Annotated in this window: 20 protein-coding genes and 2 pseudogenes; 13 read left to right on the top strand and 9 right to left on the bottom strand. The window is 53.6% G+C overall.

What is annotated here, in order from left to right:
- Positions 1 to 145 precede the first annotated feature (145 nt).
- Entirely contained in the window at positions 146 to 586 is a 441-nt protein-coding gene (locus BTJ40_RS18465; protein WP_108734452.1) for a type II toxin-antitoxin system RatA family toxin, read from the top strand.
- A complete protein-coding gene (locus BTJ40_RS18460) occupies positions 583 to 936 on the top strand; it encodes an RnfH family protein (RefSeq protein WP_108734451.1) in 354 nt (117 codons plus the stop codon). The genes BTJ40_RS18465 and BTJ40_RS18460 overlap by 4 nt, the downstream gene beginning before the upstream one ends.
- On the opposite strand, the gene BTJ40_RS18455 is transcribed toward BTJ40_RS18460, so the two are convergent.
- Positions 933 to 1,277 carry an outer membrane protein assembly factor BamE gene (locus tag BTJ40_RS18455; protein WP_108734450.1) on the bottom strand — a complete coding sequence of 115 codons (345 nt, stop codon included), beginning with the start codon at positions 1,275 to 1,277 and terminating at the stop codon, positions 933 to 935. The two genes, BTJ40_RS18460 and BTJ40_RS18455, sit on opposite strands and share 4 nt — an antisense overlap.
- Positions 1,278 to 1,556: 279 nt before the next feature.
- Between BTJ40_RS18455 and fur the strand changes: the two genes are divergently transcribed.
- Positions 1,557 to 1,967 (top strand): ferric iron uptake transcriptional regulator, encoded by a 411-nt coding sequence (gene fur, locus BTJ40_RS18450; RefSeq protein WP_108734449.1) that lies wholly within the window; start codon positions 1,557 to 1,559, stop codon positions 1,965 to 1,967.
- 50 nt (positions 1,968 to 2,017) lie between these two features.
- On the opposite strand, the gene BTJ40_RS18445 is transcribed toward fur, so the two are convergent.
- Positions 2,018 to 2,617: a 1-acyl-sn-glycerol-3-phosphate acyltransferase gene (locus BTJ40_RS18445; protein ID WP_108734448.1), complete on the bottom strand. Its 600-nt coding sequence runs from the start codon at positions 2,615 to 2,617 to the stop codon at positions 2,018 to 2,020.
- Positions 2,618 to 2,896: 279 nt separating this feature from the next.
- On the bottom strand, positions 2,897 to 4,564 hold the full coding sequence (gene recN / locus BTJ40_RS18440; RefSeq protein WP_108734447.1) for a DNA repair protein RecN: 1,668 nt from the start codon (positions 4,562 to 4,564) through the stop codon (positions 2,897 to 2,899).
- A 228-nt stretch (positions 4,565 to 4,792) separates the two neighbouring features.
- Between recN and grpE the strand changes: the two genes are divergently transcribed.
- The 3 genes and pseudogenes from grpE to dnaJ all read left to right on the top strand — a co-directional run bounded on the left by grpE (position 4,793) and on the right by dnaJ (position 8,839).
- Positions 4,793 to 5,413: a nucleotide exchange factor GrpE gene (grpE, locus tag BTJ40_RS18435; RefSeq protein ID WP_108734446.1), complete on the top strand. Its 621-nt coding sequence runs from the start codon at positions 4,793 to 4,795 to the stop codon at positions 5,411 to 5,413.
- Positions 5,414 to 5,521: 108 nt separating this feature from the next.
- Positions 5,522 to 7,486 (top strand): annotated as a pseudogene (gene dnaK / locus BTJ40_RS18430) (molecular chaperone DnaK); the annotation flags it as partial.
- Between the two features lie 228 nt (positions 7,487 to 7,714).
- Complete coding sequence (gene dnaJ / locus BTJ40_RS18425; protein WP_108734444.1) at positions 7,715 to 8,839, top strand: molecular chaperone DnaJ; 1,125 nt, start codon at positions 7,715 to 7,717, stop codon at positions 8,837 to 8,839.
- Positions 8,840 to 8,964: 125 nt separating this feature from the next.
- On the opposite strand, the gene BTJ40_RS18420 is transcribed toward dnaJ, so the two are convergent.
- The gene (locus BTJ40_RS18420; protein WP_108734443.1) at positions 8,965 to 9,414 is read right to left on the bottom strand and encodes a hypothetical protein; all 450 of its coding nucleotides are present in this window, start codon (positions 9,412 to 9,414) and stop codon (positions 8,965 to 8,967) included.
- A 232-nt stretch (positions 9,415 to 9,646) separates the two neighbouring features.
- On the opposite strand from BTJ40_RS18420, the gene dapB reads away from it, so the two are divergent.
- The 5 genes and pseudogenes from dapB (at position 9,647) to carA (ending at position 14,233) form a co-directional block, all read left to right on the top strand.
- Complete coding sequence (gene dapB / locus BTJ40_RS18415; RefSeq protein ID WP_108734442.1) at positions 9,647 to 10,462, top strand: 4-hydroxy-tetrahydrodipicolinate reductase; 816 nt, start codon at positions 9,647 to 9,649, stop codon at positions 10,460 to 10,462.
- A 149-nt stretch (positions 10,463 to 10,611) separates the two neighbouring features.
- Positions 10,612 to 10,968: pseudogene (locus BTJ40_RS22855) on the top strand (ATP-dependent zinc protease); the annotation flags it as partial.
- A 129-nt stretch (positions 10,969 to 11,097) separates the two neighbouring features.
- The gene (gene rimK / locus BTJ40_RS18410) at positions 11,098 to 12,015 is read left to right on the top strand and encodes a 30S ribosomal protein S6--L-glutamate ligase (protein ID WP_238152229.1); all 918 of its coding nucleotides are present in this window, start codon (positions 11,098 to 11,100) and stop codon (positions 12,013 to 12,015) included.
- Positions 12,016 to 12,175: 160 nt separating this feature from the next.
- The gene (locus BTJ40_RS18405; protein ID WP_238152057.1) at positions 12,176 to 12,754 is read left to right on the top strand and encodes a YfiR family protein; all 579 of its coding nucleotides are present in this window, start codon (positions 12,176 to 12,178) and stop codon (positions 12,752 to 12,754) included.
- 330 nt (positions 12,755 to 13,084) lie between these two features.
- Positions 13,085 to 14,233, top strand: a complete 1,149-nt coding sequence (gene carA, locus BTJ40_RS18400; RefSeq protein ID WP_192879351.1) for a glutamine-hydrolyzing carbamoyl-phosphate synthase small subunit — start codon at positions 13,085 to 13,087, stop codon at positions 14,231 to 14,233.
- Here the strand turns inward: carA and BTJ40_RS22410 are convergent.
- Positions 14,205 to 14,444, bottom strand: a complete 240-nt coding sequence (locus BTJ40_RS22410) for a hypothetical protein (protein ID WP_157954156.1) — start codon at positions 14,442 to 14,444, stop codon at positions 14,205 to 14,207. The two genes, carA and BTJ40_RS22410, sit on opposite strands and share 29 nt — an antisense overlap.
- Before the next feature lie 169 nt (positions 14,445 to 14,613).
- Between BTJ40_RS22410 and carB the strand changes: the two genes are divergently transcribed.
- Positions 14,614 to 17,841, top strand: coding sequence for a carbamoyl-phosphate synthase large subunit (gene carB / locus BTJ40_RS18395; protein ID WP_108734439.1), 3,228 nt, complete (start codon positions 14,614 to 14,616; stop codon positions 17,839 to 17,841).
- Between the two features lie 87 nt (positions 17,842 to 17,928).
- Positions 17,929 to 18,405 (top strand): transcription elongation factor GreA, encoded by a 477-nt coding sequence (gene greA / locus BTJ40_RS18390; RefSeq protein ID WP_108734438.1) that lies wholly within the window; start codon positions 17,929 to 17,931, stop codon positions 18,403 to 18,405.
- A gap of 56 nt (positions 18,406 to 18,461) precedes the next feature.
- Here the strand turns inward: greA and BTJ40_RS18385 are convergent, their stop codons facing one another.
- The 4 genes from BTJ40_RS18385 to BTJ40_RS18370 all read right to left on the bottom strand — a co-directional run bounded on the left by BTJ40_RS18385 (position 18,462) and on the right by BTJ40_RS18370 (position 23,200).
- Positions 18,462 to 19,337 (bottom strand): hypothetical protein, encoded by an 876-nt coding sequence (locus tag BTJ40_RS18385; RefSeq protein WP_157954155.1) that lies wholly within the window; start codon positions 19,335 to 19,337, stop codon positions 18,462 to 18,464.
- 574 nt (positions 19,338 to 19,911) lie between these two features.
- Positions 19,912 to 20,802: a hypothetical protein gene (locus tag BTJ40_RS18380; protein WP_157954154.1), complete on the bottom strand. Its 891-nt coding sequence runs from the start codon at positions 20,800 to 20,802 to the stop codon at positions 19,912 to 19,914.
- A gap of 568 nt (positions 20,803 to 21,370) precedes the next feature.
- The gene (locus BTJ40_RS18375) at positions 21,371 to 22,252 is read right to left on the bottom strand and encodes a hypothetical protein (RefSeq protein ID WP_108734435.1); all 882 of its coding nucleotides are present in this window, start codon (positions 22,250 to 22,252) and stop codon (positions 21,371 to 21,373) included.
- Positions 22,253 to 22,318: 66 nt separating this feature from the next.
- A complete protein-coding gene (locus BTJ40_RS18370; RefSeq protein WP_108734434.1) occupies positions 22,319 to 23,200 on the bottom strand; it encodes a hypothetical protein in 882 nt (293 codons plus the stop codon).
- Positions 23,201 to 23,728 lie beyond the last annotated feature (528 nt).

The following is a 23,728-nucleotide window of genomic DNA, read 5'->3' as shown; positions in this document are numbered from 1 at the left end:
TGCGGCTGGGGCAAATGGCTGCCCACCGGTAAAAAATGCGATTGTTACAGGAATTGTCTTGCTTGAGTAGCGCCGGCTGGCAAAATTAGCCCTTCAATGGCAATCCCAGGTAATTTTGCCTGATGGACTGGATTAGACAGTAGGAATGACTGAAATAGAACGCAGCGCGTTGGTGATGTACAGCGCAGAACAAATGTTTGATCTGGTCAATGATGTGGCCAGTTACCCGCAGTTTTTGCCCGGCTGTCGCGCTACGGAGATTATCCACAGCGACGATACTACTTTAGAGGCGCGCCTGGTTTTGTCCCGTGCGGGCATCAAGCAGAGCTTTGTGACTCGCAACCAGCTGGTGCGTCCCGAGACTATGACGCTCACCTTGGTAGATGGTCCCTTCGAGCAGTTCAAGGGTTTGTGGGAGTTTACTCCCTTGGCAGAAAACGCCTGTAAGGTAAGTTTTACTCTTTCGTTTTCGATGAAAAACCGATTGATCGCGGCGGCAGCGGGAAAAATTTTCAGTGACCTGGCCAACCAAATGGTTGCGGTTATGTGCGAGCGCGCCGAAGAAGTTTACGGGAAGCCCCAATGACAGAGAAGAAAACGATCTCGGTAGAAGTGGTATATGCACTGCCCCACGAGCAGCGGCTGATGCGTCTGTTGGTGGCTGAGGGTACTACTGCACGGGAGGCGTTGATTCGTTCGGGAATCCCCAAGGAGTACCCCGAAGTTGATCCAGATACTGCAAAGATGGGAATTTTTGGCCAGGTGCTGGGGAGTAAGGGGTTGCCGCCGGCGGATAGCTATGCCTTGCAACCCGGGGACCGGGTTGAAGTGTATCGCCCCCTGATCGCCGATCCCAAAGAGGCGCGCAAACAGCGCGCCGAGAAGGCCAAACGTATGGCTGAGAAGAGGAAAGGTGCCGAGGGAACCTCTACTTAGGGCCAGCCTGTTGGCTGCCAGTCACCGCTGGTGGCTACGAGTGAGTCTTCGTCAAAGTAAACACTGAAGGTTTTCTGGGTGATCTTGCCTTTCTTGTCGCGCAGACGGTTCACGTAATCCCAGCGGTTGGGGTTATAGGTGTCTTCCAGCAGTGGAGTGCCCAGGACAAATTGTACCTGGCGGCGAGTCATCCCTGGCTTCAGCTGATCCACCATGTCCTGGGTAATAATATTGCCCTGCTGCACCTCAATACGGTGTACGCCGGGGAATTTTACCAGTGTGCAGGCGCCCAACAGGGTGCACAGGAAGGCGATGGTGAGAAATCTCAGACTAGGCGGCATTCATTGCTCCATTACTCGGTTTCAAACGGCAGCGCTCTCGCTGAATTCTTACAAGCAGTCAGTTTAGTCTTAAGTGGAGAAAAAAAGTTCCTCCAGCTCCCAGTTCTGCGCTTAGTGGCAGTCCGGGGTTCCTCTGACTCCGTAGGGCATGGGATAATACCTGAAGAGTTGGCTCGCTGACAGACGAGACTCCAGGGTCAGGAACCGTCTGAAGATTGGCATAGTGGGCTTTGGCAAGCACGGATACCTTTTAGAAATCCTGTCAGGAAATATTGATTCATGTCGAACGAAAACCAGGAACTGCGTAAGGCTGGCCTCAAGGTCACTCTGCCGAGAGTAAAAATTCTGCAATTGCTCGAGAACACCAGTGAGCAGCATTTAAGTGCTGAGGATGTGTACAAGCTGTTGCTGGAAGCGGGAGAGGATGTTGGTCTGGCAACCGTTTACCGGGTATTAACCCAGTTTGAGAGCGCGGGTCTGGTTGTGCGCCACAACTTTGATGGTGGCCATTCCGTATTTGAGCTGGACCGAGGCGATCACCACGATCATATGGTCTGTACCGATACCGGCAAGGTGATCGAGTTCCACAATGAAGAGATTGAGGAGCTACAGCGTCAGATCGCTGAAGAACACGGCTATGAGCTGACTGGCCACAGCCTGGTCCTGTATGTGACAGAAAAAGAGAAGTAGATCTTCCGGGTGCGGTATTCACCGCACCCTTCAAATGCCCGTAACGGCAATTATGACTGGCAGGGGGGCGTGTAAAGCTCTGGGAACTTGCCAATTTTGTCAGAATAGTATTCTTTGAGCTTCAGCAGCTCAGCTTCCAGGTTTTCCCCGAACTGTGCGATAGGGCCGATGCCTACTTCCTTCTTGGGAAAACTGATATAACCCAATACCACCGGCACCTTGGCGCTGCGGGCGATATGGTAAAAGCCGGTTTTCCAGCGTTCCGCCAAACCGCGAGTGCCCTCGGGGGGTATAGCGATAACCAGTTCTTTGCGCAGCTTGAACTGCCTGGCGGTGGCATCCACTAGGTTGTTGGCCTTGCTGCGGTCTACAGCGATACCGCCGAACCAGCGCATGGGGCCTCCCAGCGGGAAGGTAAACAGCTTGTCCTTGCCCATCCACTGTGGGGTCATCTTCAGTTTGAGTGCGGCGAGGATAAAGTAGTAGCCGTCCCAGTTAGTGGTATGGGGGGCGCCGATCAGTACGTACTGCTTAAGTTTAAGAGACTGTTCGTCAGCTTTGACACGCCAACCGTGCAGCTTCAGTAGCACCCGTGCAGCGAAGCGCAGGATCGGGGTGACAATGGGGGTGTTGAAAATCGTTCTCTGCATAACCTCGGCCAGGACTACTCACACATCGAAAAACAAGCCGCCAAGTATATGGTGACTTTAGCTGCCGCTCCCAGTCATATTTGTTCGTTTGTTCTAATTCGGCACATATATCGGACGAAAGGGGTGATTTACCGGATTGTATGGCGGTCATTTATTGATCTATGGCACAAGATTGCTTGCCCAAATGCACCATTTTTACCATTTTGTGACGTTTCACGTCTTGGAGCTTTGCTTCAGTTAGGGCTAACTCTTTAGCCATCCTCGGAGTGATACTGAAGGTCAGGTTCTCTCCAGCATCTCCTCGGCATGGGCCAGGGACTGGGCGGTAGGTGCGCCGCCGAGCATACGCGCTACTTCTTCGCGGCGCTCGCCGTTGGTGAGTTCGCGCAGGGCTACAAATACGCTTTCGCCATCGCTGTGCTTTTCCACCAGGTACTGGCGGTGGGCCCGCGCTGCTACCTGGGCCAGGTGGGTTACACAGATCACCTGGCCGCTGCGGCCGTTGCGGGTTTCCCCCAATTGGCGCAGCAGACGGCCAACCACATCACCGGTGGCACCGCCAATACCCACATCCACCTCGTCGAATACCAGGGTGGGGGTGCGGGAGGTTTGCGCAGTTACCACCTGGATTGCCAGGCTGACCCGGGAGAGTTCACCGCCGGAGGCAATCTTGCCCAGAGGGCGAGGCGGTTGGCCCGGGTTGGTGGAAATTAATATTTCTGCTTCTTCCAGCCCCTGGCTGTTGGGTGTATCCAGCTCTTGCAGGGATAGCTCAACACGGGCGTGGGGCATGGCCAGGTCCGCCAGTTGGCAATTCACCGCCTCCGCCAGTGACTCTGCGGCTTTACTGCGCAGATTGCTGAGTTTGCCGGCGACTTTTCTGTACTGCTTTTCCAGTTGTTCACAATCAGTGGCCAGGCGTTCCAGGGCGTCAGGGCTGCCGATATCGTCCAGCTCTGCCTGCAACTGCTGTTGTAGTGCCGGTAGTTCTTGCGGCTGAACTCGATGTTTGCGCGCCGCCTGGTAGATGGCGCTGAGCCTGTCTTCAACTTCGGAGAGCCGCTCCGGGTCCATCTCGAAGCGATCGATATGCCGGGACAGGGTAGCTGCGGCTTCATCTACCTGGATGCGCGCGCTGTCGAGCATCTGAGCCACTTCCACCAGGGCCGGAGCTTGCCCGGGCATGGATGACAGCAGTTGGAGGGCGCGGTGCAGTTGCTCGGCAATATCGCCCTCACCGCCGGAAAGGAAAGCGGCCAACTGGTAGCTGCCACTGAGGATTTCCCCGGCATTGGCCAGCTGTTGCTGTTCGCTCTCGAGGGACTCTATTTCCCCTTCGCTCAAGCCAAGTTGATCCAGCTCCTTAAGCTGGTATTCCAGCAAGTGGCGGCGGGCTTCGGCTTCTTCGGCGCTGTCGGCCAGGGTGCGATAGCGGCGATAGTGATCCCGCCAGGTTTTGAAGCGGCTGCGGGTCTCTGCGGCGAGTTCCTGGGCCTGGGCATATTCATCCAGCAGGCGCAGGTGCGTTTCTTTCTTCAACAGGGATTGGTGTTCGTGCTGGCTGTGGATATCGATCAGCTGTTCGCCCAGGGCGCGGAGTTGCAACAGGGTTACCGGTTGGCCGTTGATATAGGCTCGGGAGCGGCCGTCAGCGCCAATGGTGCGGCGCAGTATGACTTCCTGCCCAGCATCCAGCTCCTGGGATTCAAGCCAGCTGGCGGCGCTGGGGTGCTCGACGATATCAAAGGTGGCACTGATATCGGCGCGATTGGCGCCGGTGCGCACAAGCTCAGCGCTGCCGCGACCGCCCAGTGCCAGGCCAAGGGCATCGAGAGTGATTGACTTACCCGCGCCGGTCTCGCCGGTCAGGGTGCTGGTACCGGGACCAAACTCCAACTCCAGTTGGTCCACCAGGGTGAATTGACTGATAGACAGATGCAGCAGCATAGAGATCGCTTGTGTCCTTGCTAATCGGCGGGCACTCGGCCCAATTAGTGGTTATTTATACAGTATTCGTTCCTGGTTAGCTATAGGGACGGGGTCACATTACTCTGAGGATGTGCGCTAGCGCGAAAAACCACTTGAACTGTGCGGGGTTGTCCCCATATAGGCTCCAGTGCCCGCAGGACGGGCTCAACTCACATTACTGACAGAGTCGACGCGACGGAGAAAGCAGTGGCCAGAGAGCGCAGCGAAGAAGATCAGATTAAAGAGGGGGCGGAGCACGCACCAGCTACAGACGAGGGCGTTTCAGCAGAGGTTGAAGACCCTTCCTCTATAGAGCGTGAACTCGCGGAGGAAGCCCTGCAGGAAGAGGCCGAAGGTGCCGATGCCCTGCACGAGGAAATTATCAAGTTGCAGGAGCAACTGGCAGCGCACAAGGATATGGCTCTGCGCGCCCAGGCGGAAGAGCAGAATGCCCGCCGCCGCGCGCAACAGGATATCGAGCGCGCACGCAAATTTGCGGTAGAGAAACTGCTGCAGGATTTGTTGCCTGTTGTGGACAACCTCGAGCGCGCGCTGGCGACTATCGATACGGCCGATGAAGCCAATAAGGCTTTGATCGAAGGTATCGAGCTGACTCACAAATCTTTCGTTGAAACCCTGACGAAAAATTCGGTGGAAGTTGTCGATCCAGCGGGAGAGCCCTTCGATCCGGAACTGCACCAGGCCATGACCCAGGTGCCCAACGGCGATGTAGAGCCGAACACGGTTCTGGATGTGTTTCAGAAAGGTTATCGCCTCAACGGTCGCCTGGTTCGCCCGGCCATGGTGGTGGTCAGCAAAGCGCCGTAACGGCTGAAATGTAAAGCGGCCTTGAAATTTAACGGCCGGCACCAATATAGCTGACATCAAGAATTATTCGCGCGGTGCAAACAGAACAGAGCTGGCAGCGCGCATCAAAAGAGGATTTTACAGATGGGAAAAATTATCGGCATCGACCTGGGTACCACTAACAGCTGTGTAGCGGTACTGGATGGTGACAAAGCGCGTGTAATCGAAAACGCCGAAGGCGATCGCACTACACCTTCTATTGTTGCCTTCACTGACGACAATGAAATTCTGGTAGGTCAGTCTGCCAAGCGTCAGGCGGTGACCAATCCCCAAAATACTCTGTTTGCGGTTAAGCGTTTGATCGGCCGTAAATTTAAAGACGACGTTGTGCAGAAAGATATCAAGATGGTTCCTTACACCATCACTGAAGCTGACAACGGCGACGCTTGGGTAGAAGTGAAAGGCGATAAAAAAGCTCCGCCGCAGATCTCTGCCGAAGTCCTGAAGAAAATGAAAAAGACTGCGGAAGATTTCCTCGGCGAGAAAGTTGAAGCTGCAGTAATTACCGTACCGGCTTACTTCAACGACTCCCAGCGTCAGGCCACCAAAGACGCCGGCCGCATCGCGGGCCTGGACGTTAAGCGCATTATCAACGAGCCGACTGCCGCTGCACTGGCTTACGGCCTGGACAAGCAGGGCGGTGACCGCACTGTTGCGGTATACGACCTGGGTGGCGGTACCTTCGATATCTCCATCATCGAAATTGCCGACGTAGACGGTGAGAAGCAGTTCGAAGTACTGTCCACCAACGGTGACACTTTCCTCGGTGGTGAAGACTTCGACCTGCGCCTGATCGAATACCTCGCAGACGAGTTCAAGAAAGACCAGGGCATCGACCTGAAAGGCGACCCCCTGGCGATGCAGCGCCTGAAAGAAGCTGCAGAAAAAGCCAAGATCGAGCTGTCCTCCAGCCAGCAGACCGAAGTAAACCTGCCGTACATCACTGCAGACGCCACTGGTCCCAAGCACCTGGTTGTTAAGCTGACCCGCGCCAAGCTGGAAAGCCTGGTAGAAGAGCTGGTTACCCGCTCCCTGGAGCCGGTAAAAATCGCTCTGCAAGACGCCGACCTGTCCGCTTCTGGTGTAGACGAAGTGATCCTGGTGGGTGGTCAGACCCGCATGCCGCTGGTACAGCAGAAAGTAACCGAGTTCTTCGGCAAAGAGCCGCGCAAAGACGTTAACCCCGACGAAGCCGTTGCCATGGGTGCTGCTATCCAGGGCGCCGTACTGTCCGGTGACGTTAAAGACGTACTGCTGCTGGACGTAACTCCGCTAACCCTGGGTATCGAAACCATGGGTGGCGTTGCGACTCCGCTGATCGACAAGAACACCACTATCCCCACCAAGAAGTCCCAGGTTTTCTCCACTGCGGATGACAACCAGACTGCGGTAACCATTCACGTGGTTCAGGGTGAGCGCAAGCAGGCTGCACAGAACAAATCCCTGGGTCGCTTCGACCTGGCCGATATCCCACCGGCACCTCGCGGCATGCCGCAGATCGAAGTAACCTTCGACATCGATGCCAACGGTATCCTGCACGTACACGCGAAGGACAAGGCCACTGGTAAAGAACAGTCCATTGTGATCCAGGCTTCCTCCGGTCTGTCCGAGGACGAGATCGATAAAATGGTTCAGGACGCTGAGGCGAATGCCGAAGCGGATAAGCAGTTTGAAGAGCTGGTGCAGACTCGCAACACTCTCGACGGCCTGATTTCTGCCACCAAGAAAACTCTGGAAGAAGCTGGCGACAAAGCTACCGCTGAAGAGAAGTCCGCGATTGAAGCGGCTATCACTGAAGCGGAAGAGGCAGTTAAAGGCAACGACAAGGCTGCTATGGAAGCCGCTACTACCAAGCTGACTGAAGCTTCCGGTCCAGTTGCCCAGAAGATGTACGCCGAACAGGCTCAAGCCGCTGGTGCTGAAGGTGCCGCCGGTGCTGGTGCCCAGGGTGAACAGCAGCAGTCCTCCGGTGGTGACGATGCGGTAGACGCAGAGTTCGAAGAAGTTAAGGACGACAAAAAAGAAGGTAAGTAAGCGTTCGCTTGCAATTCCGGCGGCAGCTTTTAAAGTGGCCGCCGGAGAACTTCAGGGGCGCGGCGCCTTACTTTCAGAGGCCCGCGCCCTGTGTTGTTTCAGGTATCCACCAATATTTGCCGTGTTTTTGCAGTTTTGGTGGCGCCCCGCACCCGGGGCTTAGTTAGAAACCGAGAAGTAGAAAGAGAGTTTGGCCGTTCTTGATGCCGGACCAGAGAACATAGTTTTATGTCGAAACGCGATTATTACGAAGTCCTCGGCGTCGAGCGCGGCGCTTCGGATGCAGAGCTGAAGAAAGCCTACCGCCGGGTGGCAATGAAGTTTCACCCGGACCGCAATCCCGATGACAAGGAATCGGAGAACAAATTCAAGGAGGCCAATGAGGCCTACGAGGTTTTGTCGGATTCCGAGAAACGCGCAGCCTATGACCAGTTTGGCCACGCGGGTGTGGAAGGCCAGATGGGCGGTGGCGGCGCCGGTGGATTCGGTGGCTTCTCCGATATTTTCGGCGATGTGTTCGGCGATATCTTCGGTGGTGGCGGCGGTGGCCGTCGCGGCGGCCCTGCTCGCGGTTCCGATCTGCGCTATGACCTGGAGCTGGACCTGGAAGACGCAGTGCGCGGCACCACGGTCAAGATTCGCGTTCCGACTCTGGCGGCCTGTGGCACCTGTAACGGCTCAGGCGCCAAGCCTGGTTCCTCTCCGCAAACCTGTGGCACCTGTGGCGGTGCTGGCCAGGTGCGTATGCAGCAGGGTTTCTTCTCTGTTCAGCAAACCTGTCCCAACTGTCGCGGTCGCGGTACCACTATCTCCGATCCCTGTGGCAGCTGCCATGGTCGCGGTCGTGTAGAGGAAACCAAGACTCTGTCTGTGAAGGTTCCGCCCGGCGTAGATACCGGTGATCGCATTCGCCTCTCCGGCGAAGGTGAAGCCGGGCCCGACGGTGGCCCCGCAGGCGATCTCTATGTGCAGGTTGTGGTGAAAGAGCACGATCTGTTCCAGCGCGATGGCAAGAACCTCTACTGCGAAGTGCCGATCAGTTTTGTTTCCGCAGCCCTTGGTGGCGAGCTGGAAGTGCCAACTCTCGACGGCAAGGTGAAGCTGAAGATCCCGGCAGAGAGCCAGACTGGCAAACTGTTCCGTCTGCGTGGCAAGGGTGTTACCCCGGTGCGCGGTGGTGCAACCGGCGACCTGTTGTGCCGCGTTGTTGTAGAGACTCCGGTGAACCTGTCCGGCAAGCAAAAAGACCTGTTGCAGGAATTTGCCAATACTCTCAGCGAAAAGAAAAACTCACCGCGTCAGACCGGCTGGTTTGAAGGGGTGAAAAACTTCTTTGGGGATATGAAGCTTTAATTGCAGTTATCGCACCGGCAAAACTCAAAACTGTTTTGCGGGTTGCTGTTTCAAAAGGGCTCGGGAGCCATGGCTTCCGGGCCTTTTTTATTTCAAAACAAAGCTTGGCTTCCCAATAAAAGGGGCTATTGAGAAGTTTTGGCTCTCAACCGTGCTGCGAATTCGCTCAGGAATTCCTGTTGGATTTTTTGTGCCTTACGCAGTTGTTCCTTATTTAAAATACCTTCGAGCTCTTTGTGTGTTTCCAGGCTGATCGCCGCGAACTGAGCGCCAATTTCGCCGCGTTGTTTGGGGGTAAGGGTGACTTTATTCGCGCTAAGTAGACCGTACTTTTCCAATACCGCTTTTTTCTCTGCAAAGCTTTTTTGCATAATGGGCAATACGGTTTTTTCCTGTGCCGGGGTGAGCTGCAAGCGCAGCGTCACCCAATCGGTAATGTCGTCATACTTCTCCCAAAAGTCAGCGTTGGCATTTTGCTGCTGGGCGGATGCCGGCGTGCTGCCAAAAGCCAGGCTTAGGGAGATCACTACCACCAGGATGTGTGGTAGATGGTTGGACAGGATCATCAGTCGCATATTGGCGCTCCATTTACCCCTCTCAGTAAAGCGTAGCAGTGGCCGCTGATATCGCTTTTTGCGCAAGTATCCTCTTGGTAATTTAAAAATAAGTGGATATTTCTTTTTGTTTTACTTTTCGGGGGCGGTCGGGAGATTTCAGAGTCACTGATACTGGCTTACTGGTATCTATGCGCTCTATCTGGCGCGTTGTAGAATCCAGAACTTTATAGATTCAGACTGGAGTGCTGAGATGGCGGTAAAAGTGGCGGTGACAGGATTTGGTGGTCGAATGGGGCGGGCATTAGCAGAGGCTTTGTCCCTTTCTGATAAGGCCGAACTCTCAGCAGCCGTGGTGCGGCCGGGTTCCAGTCTGGTAGGCGCTGATGCCGGTGAAGTTGCCGGTCTGGGCCGCAGCGGTCTCGCTATTGTGGATAGTCTCGACAAGGCGGACTTCGATGTACTTATCGATTTTACCGCCCCCCAAGCTACTGTTGAAAATACTGCCTATTGTGCGGAGAAAAACCTCCCCATTGTGATCGGCACTACGGGCTTTGATAGCGAGCAAAAAGCAGCGGTACTGGCCCATGCGGATCAGGTGCCGCTGTGTCTTGCCAGTAATTTTTCCACCGGGGTAAACCTGTGTTTTAAATTGCTGGAAACCGCTGCACGGGTAATGGCAGAAGAGGCCGATATTGAGATTGTCGAGGCCCATCATCGCCATAAAGTGGATGCGCCTTCCGGTACGGCACTAAGTATGGGGGAAGTGATCGCGGAAACTCTGGGGCGCGATCTGGATAAAGTCGCAGTTTACGGCCGAGAGGGACAAACCGGTGCCCGCGATAGGGACACTATCGGTTTTGCCACAGTGCGCGGTGGCGATGTAGTGGGTGAGCACTCGGTAATGTTTTTGGCAGAAGGTGAGCGGGTTGAGATCAGTCATCGCGCCAGCAGCAGGCTCTCTTTTGCCCGCGGTGCCGTGCGCGCAGCCCTGTGGATGATAGGGGAGGAGGGGACTACACGGGCACCGGGGCACTATGATATGCGGGATGTGCTGGGTCTTAACTAATTAGATTTCAAGTAGATAATCTCAGCGCCTGCAGGGGCGCTTTGAAAATTTTGTGGTTTTCATTTTCCCGCCATTTTTGCGGGTAAAACTAAAAAGCCGGTGGCATTCGCTCGACCGGTTACCCTGTAACTTCCTTTGAGGATTCTTGATTGGAAAAGAAGTTGATTGTCGGCAGCGAGGAGTGGTGCGGATTTCCCGCGCTAGGTATCCCGGCGATTAAGGCGCGTGTGGACTCCGGAGCAAAAACTTCCTGTTTGCATGCCTATAACATCCATACCTTTAAGCGCGACGGCGAACCCTGGGTTAGCTTTGAAGCGCATCCACTGCAACACCAGCGGCGTCCATCGGTGCGTTGCGAGGCGAGGCTTCTGGATAAGCGGCTGGTGCGCAGCTCTTCTGGAGAAAGTGAGAGGCGTCCGGTGATTCGCACATCTATCTCCATCGGTGGCAGTGTCTGGGATATCGAATTAACCCTGACCAACCGTGACAGCATGGGTTATCGCATGTTGTTGGGGCGAGAGGCCATGATGGGGCGCATGCTGGTGGATCCGGCAGAGAGCTTCTGTATTGGTGATATCCCGAAAAGCCAATTGGATGAATATTATCGGGATGAGCACCATATTGCCGGTACTGGCCTGCGCATTGGATTGCTGGCATCGAATCCGGACCTCTATAGCAACCGGCGCATTATGGAGGCGGGGGCCGAGCGCGGGCACCGTATGAGTTTTCTCGATATCCGCCAGTGTTATATGAAACTCGATCCCGATGAACCGGAAGTGCACTACCGGGACGGCCGCATACTTAACAGCCTGGATGCGGTGATTCCCCGTATTCGTCCCAGCCAGACGTTTTACGGTTGTGCACTGACGCGGCACTTTGAGAGCCTGGATATTTTTGCACTGAATGGTTCGGCCGCTATCAGCCAATCGCGGGATAAACTGTTTTCTCTGCAGTTGTTGCAGCAAAGTGGTTTGAATATTCCCACTTCCGGATTTGCCAACTCTCCGGTGGATACCAACGAGTTGATCGAAATGGTGGGGGGAGCACCGCTGGTGGTGAAATTGCTGGAGGGGACCCAGGGGCGCGGTGTTGTCCTTGCGGAAACCCGCAAGGCCGGTGAATCGGTGATTAATGCGTTTAAGTCCCTGAAGGCAAATCTTCTGGTACAGGAGTTTATTCGCGAAGCGCAAGGTAAGGATCTGCGCCTGTTTGTCATCGATGGTCGCGTGGTGGCCTCGATCCAGCGAGAGGCTGCGCCGGGAGAGTTCCGCGCCAATATTCACCAGGGTGGCACCGCTTCGGTAGTGAAAGTCACTGCAGAGGAAAAACGCCTGGCGATCAAGGCGGCTAAGGTGCTGGGGCTCAAAGTGGCGGGTGTGGATATTATCCGATCCCGCAAGGGGCCGCTGTTGCTGGAGGTAAATTCTTCACCGGGGCTTGAGGGGATTGAGAGCGCTACACGCAAGGATGTTGCCGGGGCCATGATCGTCTCTATTGAAAAGGCGCTGAAGTGGCGCCCAATTGTGGCGGGGGAGGACCGTCAGGGGCTGTAACTTTGGCCCCCGGCGGTGGGCTTTGCGGTGGGCTAACCTGAGTAGGTGGCCGGGCTTTTCGCTGGCGCGCAAATAGAGCCGCAGCGAGGCCTGGTCGCTGCGGGTACCAGCCCACCGCAGCTTCCTTTCGGGAGGTGCAAACCGCAGGGTTTGAGCTTCTATGACGATATGCAGCCTCCGTTCACTCCGCGCTATTCCGGCTCTACTCATCCTTCTTCTAGCCGTTTCACTTGCCAGCCCCGCTTCGCTGGCGGCGGTGCAGCTCTCCGATACGCCTCTTGGGCGGCGGGTGATGGTGGACTATATCGTGCACTTTGCCTACCACCTGCAGTGGCCGGTCAATGCCTTTTCCAACAGCAGTGCCCCTTTCAAGGTATGTCTGATGGGCGGGGACTCCCTCAGCGAGCCACTGGCAGCCCGGTTCAAGAACCAGCGTATCGATGGGCGCGATGTGGAGCTTGAGAAAATTGAGGTTAAGGAGATGCTGCGTGCGCGCAAGTGCCAGATCGTGGTACTGAGCACCCTGGATCGCCCCACGATTATCAAGGCCTTGGTTGCACTGGAGTTCTTCCCGGTGCTGACAGTTAGCGATGCCGAGCGCTTTGCCGCCACTGGGGGTATGATCGAGTTTGCCGATAGCGGCCGGGAAGTGGCCCTGCGTATGAACAAGACCATGCTGGAGAAGGCGGAGCTGAAAATGGGCAGCAGTCTTTTCCGCCTGGGCCGCAAGCCGGAGTGAGTATTTTGGCGAAAGTGGCCTGGCGTATTTTTGCACTAGCGCCCAGAGGCGAAATCGCGTAGAATCTGCGCCCGAATTTGGGCCGGTGCCGCGAAGCTTAATCGCGCAGCGCGAGCCCACCAAAAAGCCGGTGGCAAGCATCGGCCAATTTGTGAGAGCCGCGCGTGAAAAGATTTTTAAAGCGAGATGAAGCTGCGATGTTTCATCTCGCTTTTTTATGCGCGAGACAGTCAGGAGTCGCGTGCTCCAAAGCCCACAAACCCCGCCCGGAAGCAGTTCTGAAGATTGGAGTTCAATTTGACTAAAGCTGTCCCTACGTCGGAGGCTTTCATGCCCCACAACTTTATGCAGAGTACAACTCCCGCGCTGCTGGTGCTCGCTGATGGTAGTGTCTTTGAAGGACGCGCAATCGGTGCCCATGGCAGTTCTGTTGGCGAGGTAGTGTTCAACACATCCATGACCGGTTACCAGGAGATCCTCACCGACCCCTCCTATGCCCGCCAGATTGTGACTCTGACCTACCCGCACATCGGCAACACTGGCACTAACCAGGAAGATGAGGAGTGCGCTGAAATCTGGGCTGCCGGCCTGGTAATCCGCGACCTGCCGCTGCTGGCCAGCAGCTTCCGCAACGAACAGTCCCTGGAAGACTACCTGCGCGAGCGCAATATCGTTGGTATCGCCGATATCGACACTCGTCGCCTGACCCGTCTGCTGCGCGACAAGGGTGCACAGAGCGGTTGCATCGTTGCCGGTGACAATATCGACCGCGAAGAAGCCCTGGCCAAGGCCAGGGAATTTGCCGGTCTGAAAGGGATGGACCTGGCCAAGGTAGTGAGCACCAAGGAAGCCTACCCCTTTAGCGAAGGTACCTGGGAACTGGGCGAAGGCCACAAGGCCGCGCCGGAACAGCCCTTCAAAGTAGTGGCTTACGACTTCGGTGTGAAGCGTAATATTTTGCGTATGCTGGTGGATCGCGGCTGTGACATCACCGTAGTACCGGCGGAGACTCCAGCTTCCGAAGTCCTGGCGATGAATCCCAACGGTGTATTCCTGTCCAATGGCCCCGGTGACCCCGAGCCCTGTGAATACGCAATCACCGCTATCCGCGAAATCCTGGACGCGGGGATTCCCACCTACGGCATCTGCCTGGGCCACCAGCTGTTGGGCCTGGCGGTGGGCGGTAAAACTGCCAAGATGAAGTTCGGTCACCACGGTGGTAACCACCCGGTACAGGACCTGAACAGCACCAAGGTGATGATCACCGCGCAGAACCACGGCTTCGAAGTGGACGCCGACAGCCTGCCGGACAATGTGGAAGTTACCCACAAGTCCCTGTTCGACGGTACCTTGCAGGGTATTCACCTGAAGGACAAGCCGGCCTTCAGCTTCCAGGGACACCCGGAAGCGAGCCCGGGCCCACACGATGTGGCGCCGTTGTTCGACCACTTTATCGATTTGATGAAAGAGCGCGCCTAAGGGCGTAGCCGCCCAGGGTCGGGCAAATAACCGCCGCTTTTGCGGCGGTTATAAGGAGACTCTGAATAACGCCGTAATACCTCTGCGGGTCCTTGAAGGCTGCAGATGTTAGGCGCAGCTCGCCGCGAATGGCCGTAGCCCTTTGCAAGAGCTGCAACGCAGCAGCTGTGGCCTTCAAGGCCCGCCCTTCGGGGCTTGCAGAGCGATTCACACTCCGCGTTGCGACTTCTTGAAAGGTCTAGACATTCCTGCGAAGCCGCGCCTTGATTGTGAACCGCTCTCCAAGCCAGAGGCATCACGGAGTTGTTTAGAGTCTCCTTAACAAGAAACGAATGAAATTTAGCGCAGCCGGCCTTAGCCGGTAGTAGAACGGAAGAAAGATGCCAAAACGCACAGATATCCAAAGCATTCTGATTATCGGCGCAGGCCCCATCGTGATCGGCCAGGCGTGCGAATTTGACTACTCCGGCGCTCAGGCCTGTAAGGCGCTGCGCGAAGAGGGTTACCGGGTGATCCTGGTGAACTCCAACCCGGCCACCATCATGACCGACCCGGCCATGGCCGATGCCACTTACATCGAGCCGGTGGAGTGGCGCACCGTTGCCAAGATTATCGAGCAGGAGCGCCCCGACGCCATCCTGCCTACCATGGGCGGCCAGACTGCATTGAACTGCGCCCTGGACCTGGACAAGCACGGTGTCCTGAAGGAATTCAATGTCGAGCTGATCGGTGCGGACAAAGACGCTATCGAGAAAGCGGAAGACCGCGACCTGTTCGACAAGGCGATGAAGGCGATCGGCCTGGAAACTCCGCGCGCCAAGATCGTCCACTCCATGGAAGAGGCGAAGAAGGTGCCGGAAGAGTTCGGCTTCCCGGTCATTATCCGTCCATCCTTCACCATGGGTGGTTCCGGTGGCGGTGTGGCCTACAACTGGCCGGAGTTTGAAGAGATCTGTAAGCGCGGTCTCGACCTCTCCCCCACCAACGAACTGTTGATCGACGAATCCCTGCTCGGCTGGAAAGAGTACGAGATGGAAGTGGTTCGCGATAAGAACGACAACTGCATCATCGTATGTTCCATCGAGAACTTCGACCCGATGGGCGTACACACCGGTGACTCCATCACCGTGGCCCCGGCGCAGACGCTGACCGATAAGGAATACCAGCTGATGCGCAACGCCTCTATCGCGGTATTGCGCGAGATCGGCGTTGAAACCGGCGGCTCCAACGTACAGTTCGGCGTTTGCCCGAAGACTGGCCGCGTGGTGGTGATCGAGATGAACCCCCGCGTATCCCGCTCCTCCGCACTGGCCTCCAAGGCCACCGGCTTCCCGATCGCCAAGGTCGCGGCCAAGCTGGCTGTGGGTTACACCCTGGATGAGTTGCAGAACGATATCACCGGCGGTGCTACCCCGGCGTCCTTCGAGCCGTCCATCGATTACGTTGTCACCAAGATTCCGCGCTTTACCTTCGAGAAATTCGGTGAAGCCGATGCGCGCCTGACCACCCAGATGAAGTCTGTGGGTGAAGTGATGGCCATCGGCCGCACCTTCCAGGAGTCCATGCAGAAAGCCCTGCGCGGCCTGGAAGTGGGCAGCTTCGGCCTGGAAAGCAAGATTGACCCGAGCAAAGACGGCGCTGAGACCCGTCTGCGCAGCGAACTCTCCGTGCCCGGTGCCGAGCGTATCTGGTATGTGGGCGACGCCTTCCGCATGGGCATGAGCGTCGGCGAAGTTTACGACCTGTCCGGTATCGATCCCTGGTTCCTGGTGCAGATCGAAGAGCTGATCAAAATTGAAGAGCCGCTCAAGTCACTACCTACCTCAGCGTTGACTGCTGAGCATATGCGTTTCCTCAAGCGTAAGGGCTTCTCCGATCGTCGCCTCGCAGACTTGCTGGGGGTGAGCCAAAAGAGTGTGCGTGAATTCCGCCACAAGCTGGGTGTATTCCCGTCTTACAAGCGCGTAGACACCTGTGCCGCTGAGTTCAGCACCTCCACTGCTTATATGTACTCCACTTACGATGAGGAGTGCGAAGCGCAGCCGTCTGACAAAAAGAAAATCATGGTACTCGGTGGTGGCCCCAACCGTATCGGTCAGGGCATCGAGTTTGACTACTGCTGTGTACACGCCGCTCTGGCGATGCGCGAAGACGGTTATGAGACCATCATGGTCAACTGTAACCCGGAGACTGTTTCCACCGACTACGACACTTCCGACCGCCTCTACTTCGAGCCGGTAACCCTGGAAGACGTTCTGGAAATCGTTGCCAAAGAGAAGCCGGAAGGCGTGATCGTACAGTTCGGCGGCCAGACTCCGCTGAACCTGGCGCGCTACCTGGCCAACGAAGGTGTGCCGATTATTGGTACCACCCCAGAGCAGATCGACCGCGCCGAAGACCGCGAGCGCTTCCAGCAGATGATTATGCGTCTCGGCCTCAAGCAGCCAAAGAACGCTATCGTGCGCTCTGTTTCCGAAGCCATCCAGGCGGCGAAAGACGTGGGCTACCCGCTGGTTGTGCGCCCGTCTTACGTACTGGGCGGCCGCGCTATGGAGATCGTCTACAAAGAAGACGAGCTGCTCACTTACATGAAAGAAGCGGTGCAGGTTTCCGACGAAGCGCCGGTACTGCTGGATCACTTCCTCAACGCCGCCATTGAGGTGGATATCGATGCGGTGTCCGATGGCAAAGACGTTGTGATTGGCGCCATCATGCAGCACATTGAACAGTGTGGTGTTCACTCCGGTGACTCCGCCTGCTCCCTGCCGCCTTACAGCCTGCCGGCGGATGTGCAGGACCGTATGCGTGAAGAGGTGAAAGCCATGGCTCGCGAGTTGGGCGTAGTCGGCCTGATGAACACCCAGCTGGCCTACCAGGACGGCGAGATTTACGTGATCGAGGTGAACCCGCGCGCTTCCCGTACTGTGCCTTTCGTTTCCAAGTGCATCGGTACTTCACTGGCGAAAGTGGCTGCGCGTTGTCAGGCAGGTATCAGCCTGAAAGAGCAAGGTTTCATTGAAGAGATCGTACCGGACTACTACTCCGTGAAAGAGTCGGTATTCCCGTTCAACAAGTTCCCGAAAGTGGACCCGATTCTCGGTCCCGAGATGAAGTCCACCGGCGAAGTGATGGGCGTAGGCGCTACCTTCGCAGAGGCCTTCGACAAGGGCCTGGTTGCCGCTGGCGATCGCCTGCCGGAGTCCGGACGCGCATTTATCTCTGTGCGTGACTTCGATAAGGCGGATGCAGTGGGCGTAGCTCGCGATCTGGTAGAGCTTGGCTTCGAAGTAATTGCCAGCCGCGGCACCGCCAAGGTCTTGCAAGAAAACGATATTCCCGTTACAACCGTCAACAAGATGAGTGAAGGTCGCCCGCATATCGTCGATATGATTAAGAACGACGAGATTGCACTGGTGGTTAATACCACCGAAGGGCGCCAGGCGATTCGCGACTCTGCGGATATCCGTCGCAGTGCTGAGAACCACCAGGTGTGTTACACCACCACCCTGGCGGCGGCCCAGGCCATGGCGATGGCCATGCGTCAGGAGCAGCCGCTACAGGTTCGCCGTCTGCAAGACCTTCACCAGCGTGTCGTAAAGCTTTCCTAATAGCTTTAAAACCAATTTGTGAAATCCAACCGGGCCCCGTGAACTCACCGGGCCCGGTTTCGTCGTAACAATAATGGAGGTCCCACATTGAACCGGGTACCAATGACCGTTGAAGGCGCAGAGGCGCTGCGTTCAGAACTGGACAATCTGAAAAAAGTTGAACGCCCTACAGTTGTACAGGCGATTGCCGAAGCGCGCGAACACGGTGATTTGAAGGAAAATGCCGAATACCACGCGGCGCGAGAGAAGCAGGGCTTTATCGAGGGTCGTATCCAGGAAATCGAAAGTAAGCTTTCCCACTCTCTGGTCATTGATGTGAAAAGCATCGAGCCCAGCGACAAGGTAATTTTCGGCACTACGGTAACGATTATTCACCTGGATGACGATAAAGAAGTCACTTACAAAATTGTTGGCGACGATGAAGCCGATGTGAAACAGCACAAGATCTCGGTGAACTCCCCGATTGCCCGTGCGCTAATTGGCAAGGAAGTCGGTGATGTGGTGGTAGTACACACTCCTTCCGGTGCTGTGGAATACGAAATCGACGCGGTTGAGCACCTGTAAATTTCAGGTGATAAAAAAGGGCGGCCATGGGCCGCCCTTTTTTATTATTGCCAGGTCTACTGGAAAATGTAGCTCTGGTTAGCGTGGCCGGACTGCATGACCATGGCAGTTTCTTCGGTACCAAATTGTCCCACCAGGCTGTAATTGTTGTGTCCTGATTGATGGGCCATTGCAGTGTGCCCTACACCGATCTGTCCCAGGTAGACATCGTTGTGGTGGCCTCTCTGACGGGTACGTGCTGTGTGGTTGTACCCAGCCTGGGAAATATCTGCTTCGTGGTTGTGGCCACGCTGACGTATACGGCCATAGTGATCACCACCTACCTGGCGAATATCAGCATCGTTGGATTCACCGGACTGGCGCATGCCCGCATCGTGGCCGAAGCCGCTCTGGTAGGTATCCGCATTGTGCAGTTCGCCTCTCTGACGGATAACCACATCAGAACCGACACTGACAACCTGGGTAGCGGTTGCGGTGTTGTGACTGTCGTTTTGAATGATGATTACGGAGTTGTCAGCACCTAAAAACTGGTAGGTGAGGGCATAGTGATTATTACCGGACTGCTGATGCGCAGAATAGCTGCCAATTTGTCCATACTGGAGAGTTTCGGAAACGTTGTAAGTTCCTGACTGGAAGCTGAAAGACTCATTGCCGACGCCGCCGGTTTGCAGTAATTCCGCTGAATGGTGATCCCCTTCCTGGTACTGATAGCCATAGCTGCCGAATTCGGCGTTGTGAACAATATCCGCGCTGTTGTGATCGCCATGCTGTTCTTGCATGGCGTTGTTATTCCAGGTCAGAGGTCCGGTCTGAGTGATAGTGGCGCTGTTGTGGCCACCATGCTGGTCCTGAGTTGCAGTGTTACCACCCGCATAAGCGGTTCCACTGATGGCCAGGGTTATAGCTACGGCGATAGGGGTCAAGGTTTTCATGAATGTCTCCATTACTACAAACTTCAATGAGCATTACACGGTGAAATAACAGCCTGAGTGGCTGAAAAGTGGTGGCACGTCATCCTGCGCCAGGGATTTTACAGCAGGTGCACCTAGCCGTAAGGCCGGGTATCACTGTAAAGGGGGGGAGCAGCGTTGCCATAAAGGCATTGCCGCCAGTTAAATAGAAAAACGGGAGAGTGGGACTGATACATTTTGATGGCTTCCCTGATACTGCTTAGGGGTCCAATAATTCGTTCCGTCCTCCTCAGTCTTGTTGTTGCAATGGGATGCGGCTATAGGAAGTAAGTCCTAATTTGTTGGGAATAAAGTTTTACATGTTGATTTAAAAGCTGTAGCAAGAAAAGTGATCTTTGGCAGTGTTGCAAGTTAGATGTACTTGCCGAAAAGGGCGGCCGATTTGTGGTGGGTAAGACAGAACAGAGAAGCCTGAATTCCACTTCAGTCGGTACATGGAGATTTTTTCTCGCATAGATGCTGATGTCAAATTTAGTAGAAACGACTGGCTGAAAAATACCGGGGTCTGTGAGGCCCCGGGTATAGTATCTAAAACCTACTGATGCACGATAGCGGTATTTCCGGTACCAACCTGAGTGATATTTGCAGACTCAGCAAACCCTGTCTGGATTACAGTGGCACTGTTCATGCCTCCAGATTGATTCACAATTGCAGTATGGCCTCCGCCGAGACCGCTGTCGCCAGATTGCATAATAGTGGCCTGGTTCATGAATCCGTCCTGATGGACAAAGGCGCTGTTGTACCAGGAAACCTGCACAATTGTGGTGTTATTGCTTTCACCATTTTGGATTATATCGGCTTCGTTATACATGTCAGACTGGGTAATGTCAGCAACTTGGGAAGTACCTGACTGACTGATGTTGGCGTAGTGGCCTGATCCCTCCTGGCTGATCATAGCGTCGTGATAAGAGCCCTCTTGATAGATATAAGCCTCTGAGTTAAAGCTCGCATACTGACCAATAAGAGCACCATGTATGTCGCCAACCTGCTCGATAACCGAAACATTGTCGCTACCAAAATGTTGGTGTATTTCCGCTTGGCTATTAGCGCCACTTTGACGAATTATCGCTTCGCTATTCTGTACTGATACCTGATATGTGCTGGCACTATTGTCCATTCCTAATTGATAGATCTGCACAGTATTACGAATGCCACCCACCTGTAAGCTATATACGTCATTCAGCGCTCCATCCTGAACTTGATAAATGGTGCTGTCGGTCTCGTTAACCTGCATCGCCTCAGCATTGTGATGGCTGCCGTTTTGAGTTACTTCGACATGATTGTCAATAGCGCTGTTGTCAGTTTGATCCACAGTAGCGGCATTATTGCTGCCATCCTGTAAAACAATTGACGTATTGTCTGCAGCATGGGTGATACCAACTGCCGACATAAGAATGGCAAGAGGTAAAATCGTAACCTTCCTCACTGTGTACTCCCGTAATTAAAATATATTCATATCAACTTTAATTTCTGCGGATTCATAGACTTTTGAACACATAAAAAGATAAAAAACCTGTACTGAAAAATTCTAGCTGAATCGAACAGGAAATCAGTGCCTTTGTAGTTTTATCTTTGAAGGCGTTCATTTGTACTGCTCTCTTTAAATTTATGCTTGATTTCTAAAATCTAATTCAGATTTTAAGATCACATTAATCTTCTGAGGGATAATAAACTTGCCTAATTATCATCCTTACCAAACTATAAATAGCTGTGCATAAACACACTTGGAATCAAGTAATACCTGCAATTCCCTTATTCTGAAAACATGATTACCTTGTTGCCCATAAAAAAATCAGTCGGTGACCTTCCACCCTGGCTCGCTCTTGGTCTACTATTCAGACGATCTATTAAAAATTGAACCTGCTCGTTTATTACTTTATTAATGCCGGTATCTTTTGGAGATTACTGTCGAATGAAACCAAGACATAAATTTCACCAAAAATTGATAAAAGGCGGTCAATCAATGACCGCCATAAGCTATTCTCTCTGGGGAGCTATTGCGTAACCACGCCGACATTACCTATGCCAACTTGGCTAGCTATTGCAGTTTCGTTAAACCCTGTCTGTGTGGTGGAATGGATGTTGAGTAATCCAACCTGGGTAGATGTCGCGTTATTAAGGAAACCAATTTGGTTTTTGGTGGCAACATTCAATAGACCAACCTGGTTGGATTGTGCATCATTGAATCCGCCTACCTGAGAATGCAGTGCAAAGTTCAAGCCGCCGGTCTGAAGTATGCCGGAATCATTAAAGAGGCCAGTTTGAATTGATGTAGCATTATTTAAAGCACCCAGCTGGATTGAAGACGTATTGTTAAAGGTGCCAACTTGGGTGTGGAACCCGCTATTTAATACTCCGGTTTGAGAGACTGTGGCAGTATTGAACGCACCCAGGGGTTGTACCACTGAAGCGAGGTTGAGTAGTCCATTTTGACTGATATTAGCAATATCAAAGAAACTGATAGTCTGCAGAGTAGTCGCAAAGTTTACAGATCCAGTTTGAGCAATGTTGGCCGAACTGCCTATGGATGGTGCTGTTTGTGTTGTTGTCCCAACATTTGCGGTCCCAGCCTGGGTAATAGTTGCGGTAGTCGCAGTAGAGCCGACCTGGGAGGATGTGGCCGCATTAAATGCACCAACTTGGGTATGGCTGATAATGCTATTACTATTTCCTACGGACTGTAATGCGGTTGACACATTAAATAACCCATCCTGGGTTTGAAGAATGGTGTTGTTGATAACCCCGGGACCGACCTGCGTTGCGGTGGCCAGGTTTCCAACTCCAAGCTGGTCTTGAACAGCTGTGTTATTTGCCGCGAAAGCACTTGCGGATACTGTAAGGGCAAGTGCTGCTGCGATTGGAGCTAAGTTTTTCATGTTAAACCTCTAACTTCCTATTACGAGTGATTTGATATCCATATTCAAAAGGTTTGGCCGGTATTCCTACTGCACTATTATGCCGACGTTGCCAGTACCGACCTGAGTGGCAACAGCGGATTCATTAAATCCAAACTGGGTAATGGTATGCAGGTTTGCAGTGCCCACCTGATTGACGGTTGCATCGTGACCTAATCCAAGCTGGGTAACGGTAGAAATGTTCAGTATACCCAGTTGATTGGTGAGGGCACTGTGGAAGGAGCCGGTTTGGGTATGAAAGGAGACGTTACTGAAACCAGTCTGCAATGTTAATGATTCACTACCTAAGCCAGCCTGAAAAACAAAAGCGTTATTGAGAGTGCCCACCTGAGTTGAAACTGAAGTATTGACTGACCCTGTTTGGATGTGAGTGGCTGTATTGATTTCGCCAGCTTGATTGACAACGGCAGTATTAGCGCTACTGAGCGTTTGGGTAATATTTGCAATGTTAAAATCACCCACTTGGTTGACTGAGGAGAGGTCCTGTGTGCTAGCAGTTTGAGTTACGATACCACTATTAAAATTACCGGTTTGGTTGATAAGTGCTGTGGATGCGAATGCCGGTGCAGATTGCGTGGTAATGCCTGTGTTTCCATTACCAACCTGAACTATGGAAGCTGTGTTCAGAACCCCGCCAGACTGGGTGGATGTGGCACTGTTAAGAGCGCCAGTTTGGAGGTGGTTGATAGTATTTAGGTCACTGCCAAGAGTTTGTAATACAGTTGAATTATTGACAGTGCCGACCTGAGTTTGCAATACCAGGTTGTTGTCATTACCTGGGCCAACTTGAGTGGAACTTGCTATGTTACCGACTCCTGCTTGATTTTGATTTGTAGTGTTATTAGCTGCAAACACACTACCACTTACGGCAACAGCAATCGCTACTGCTATTGGGGTTAATGTCTTCATTAGATACTCCTTTACTGCAGACGCATTTGATACCAGCGAAATTCAGCGCTGTGATTAATTGACACCTATCCTGGTGTCAAAGATTACTAAAAAACTATTTAACTCTTGTAAAGAGTCAAACGAACTTTGAATCCGTGAATGAATATTACTACCAGTGCCAGATACTTTCTTGGAACTGGATAAACTTCGTTAGGATGGCGATATTGCTCTGGTGCTAGTTTGATAATTCAGATGTTTCCAAGCTGCTAAATTTGAAACCTTGCTGAAGAAGAATCGACTGGGTCTAGAGAGGAAGATATCTATACGGCTGCCTAATGTATGCATGACTTTATGTCCAAAAGGTGTAACAACAATGAATTAGATATATTTATAGTGTTGTTTGAATCAGTTAGATTGGCTATGGGAGAAAAGTCACAAAAAAATAGGAAGATAGTTCAATTTTCTTGTGTTAATTTTTGTTAAAAATAATATTATTTTTTATTTAAATGACAGGCTTTGTATTTGATCCTGGTAGGAAGGTGTTCGCTT

Origin of the sequence: Microbulbifer sp. A4B17 (assembly GCF_003076275.1) — a bacterium.
GTDB lineage: Bacteria > Pseudomonadota > Gammaproteobacteria > Pseudomonadales > Cellvibrionaceae > Microbulbifer.
The sequence above is the reverse complement of the archived record's forward strand: the minus strand, read 5'-3'. Positions and strand labels throughout refer to the sequence as shown.

What these genes read in the sequence shown, in the direction of transcription:
- BTJ40_RS18465 (WP_108734452.1), top strand. Translation starts at nt 146, where the DNA reads ATGACTGAAATAGAACGCAGCGCGTTGGTGATGTACAGCGCAGAACAA.
- BTJ40_RS18460 (WP_108734451.1), top strand. Translation starts at nt 583, where the DNA reads ATGACAGAGAAGAAAACGATCTCGGTAGAAGTGGTATATGCACTGCCC.
- BTJ40_RS18455 (WP_108734450.1), bottom strand. Translation starts at nt 1,277, where the DNA reads ATGCCGCCTAGTCTGAGATTTCTCACCATCGCCTTCCTGTGCACCCTG.
- fur (WP_108734449.1), top strand. Translation starts at nt 1,557, where the DNA reads ATGTCGAACGAAAACCAGGAACTGCGTAAGGCTGGCCTCAAGGTCACT.
- BTJ40_RS18445 (WP_108734448.1), bottom strand. Translation starts at nt 2,617, where the DNA reads ATGCAGAGAACGATTTTCAACACCCCCATTGTCACCCCGATCCTGCGC.
- recN (WP_108734447.1), bottom strand. Translation starts at nt 4,564, where the DNA reads ATGCTGCTGCATCTGTCTATCAGTCAATTCACCCTGGTGGACCAACTG.
- dnaJ (WP_108734444.1), top strand. Translation starts at nt 7,715, where the DNA reads ATGTCGAAACGCGATTATTACGAAGTCCTCGGCGTCGAGCGCGGCGCT.
- BTJ40_RS18420 (WP_108734443.1), bottom strand. Translation starts at nt 9,414, where the DNA reads ATGCGACTGATGATCCTGTCCAACCATCTACCACACATCCTGGTGGTA.
- dapB (WP_108734442.1), top strand. Translation starts at nt 9,647, where the DNA reads ATGGCGGTAAAAGTGGCGGTGACAGGATTTGGTGGTCGAATGGGGCGG.
- BTJ40_RS18405 (WP_238152057.1), top strand. Translation starts at nt 12,176, where the DNA reads ATGACGATATGCAGCCTCCGTTCACTCCGCGCTATTCCGGCTCTACTC.
- carA (WP_192879351.1), top strand. Translation starts at nt 13,085, where the DNA reads ATGCCCCACAACTTTATGCAGAGTACAACTCCCGCGCTGCTGGTGCTC.
- carB (WP_108734439.1), top strand. Translation starts at nt 14,614, where the DNA reads ATGCCAAAACGCACAGATATCCAAAGCATTCTGATTATCGGCGCAGGC.
- BTJ40_RS18385 (WP_157954155.1), bottom strand. Translation starts at nt 19,337, where the DNA reads ATGAAAACCTTGACCCCTATCGCCGTAGCTATAACCCTGGCCATCAGT.
- BTJ40_RS18375 (WP_108734435.1), bottom strand. Translation starts at nt 22,252, where the DNA reads ATGAAAAACTTAGCTCCAATCGCAGCAGCACTTGCCCTTACAGTATCC.
- BTJ40_RS18370 (WP_108734434.1), bottom strand. Translation starts at nt 23,200, where the DNA reads ATGAAGACATTAACCCCAATAGCAGTAGCGATTGCTGTTGCCGTAAGT.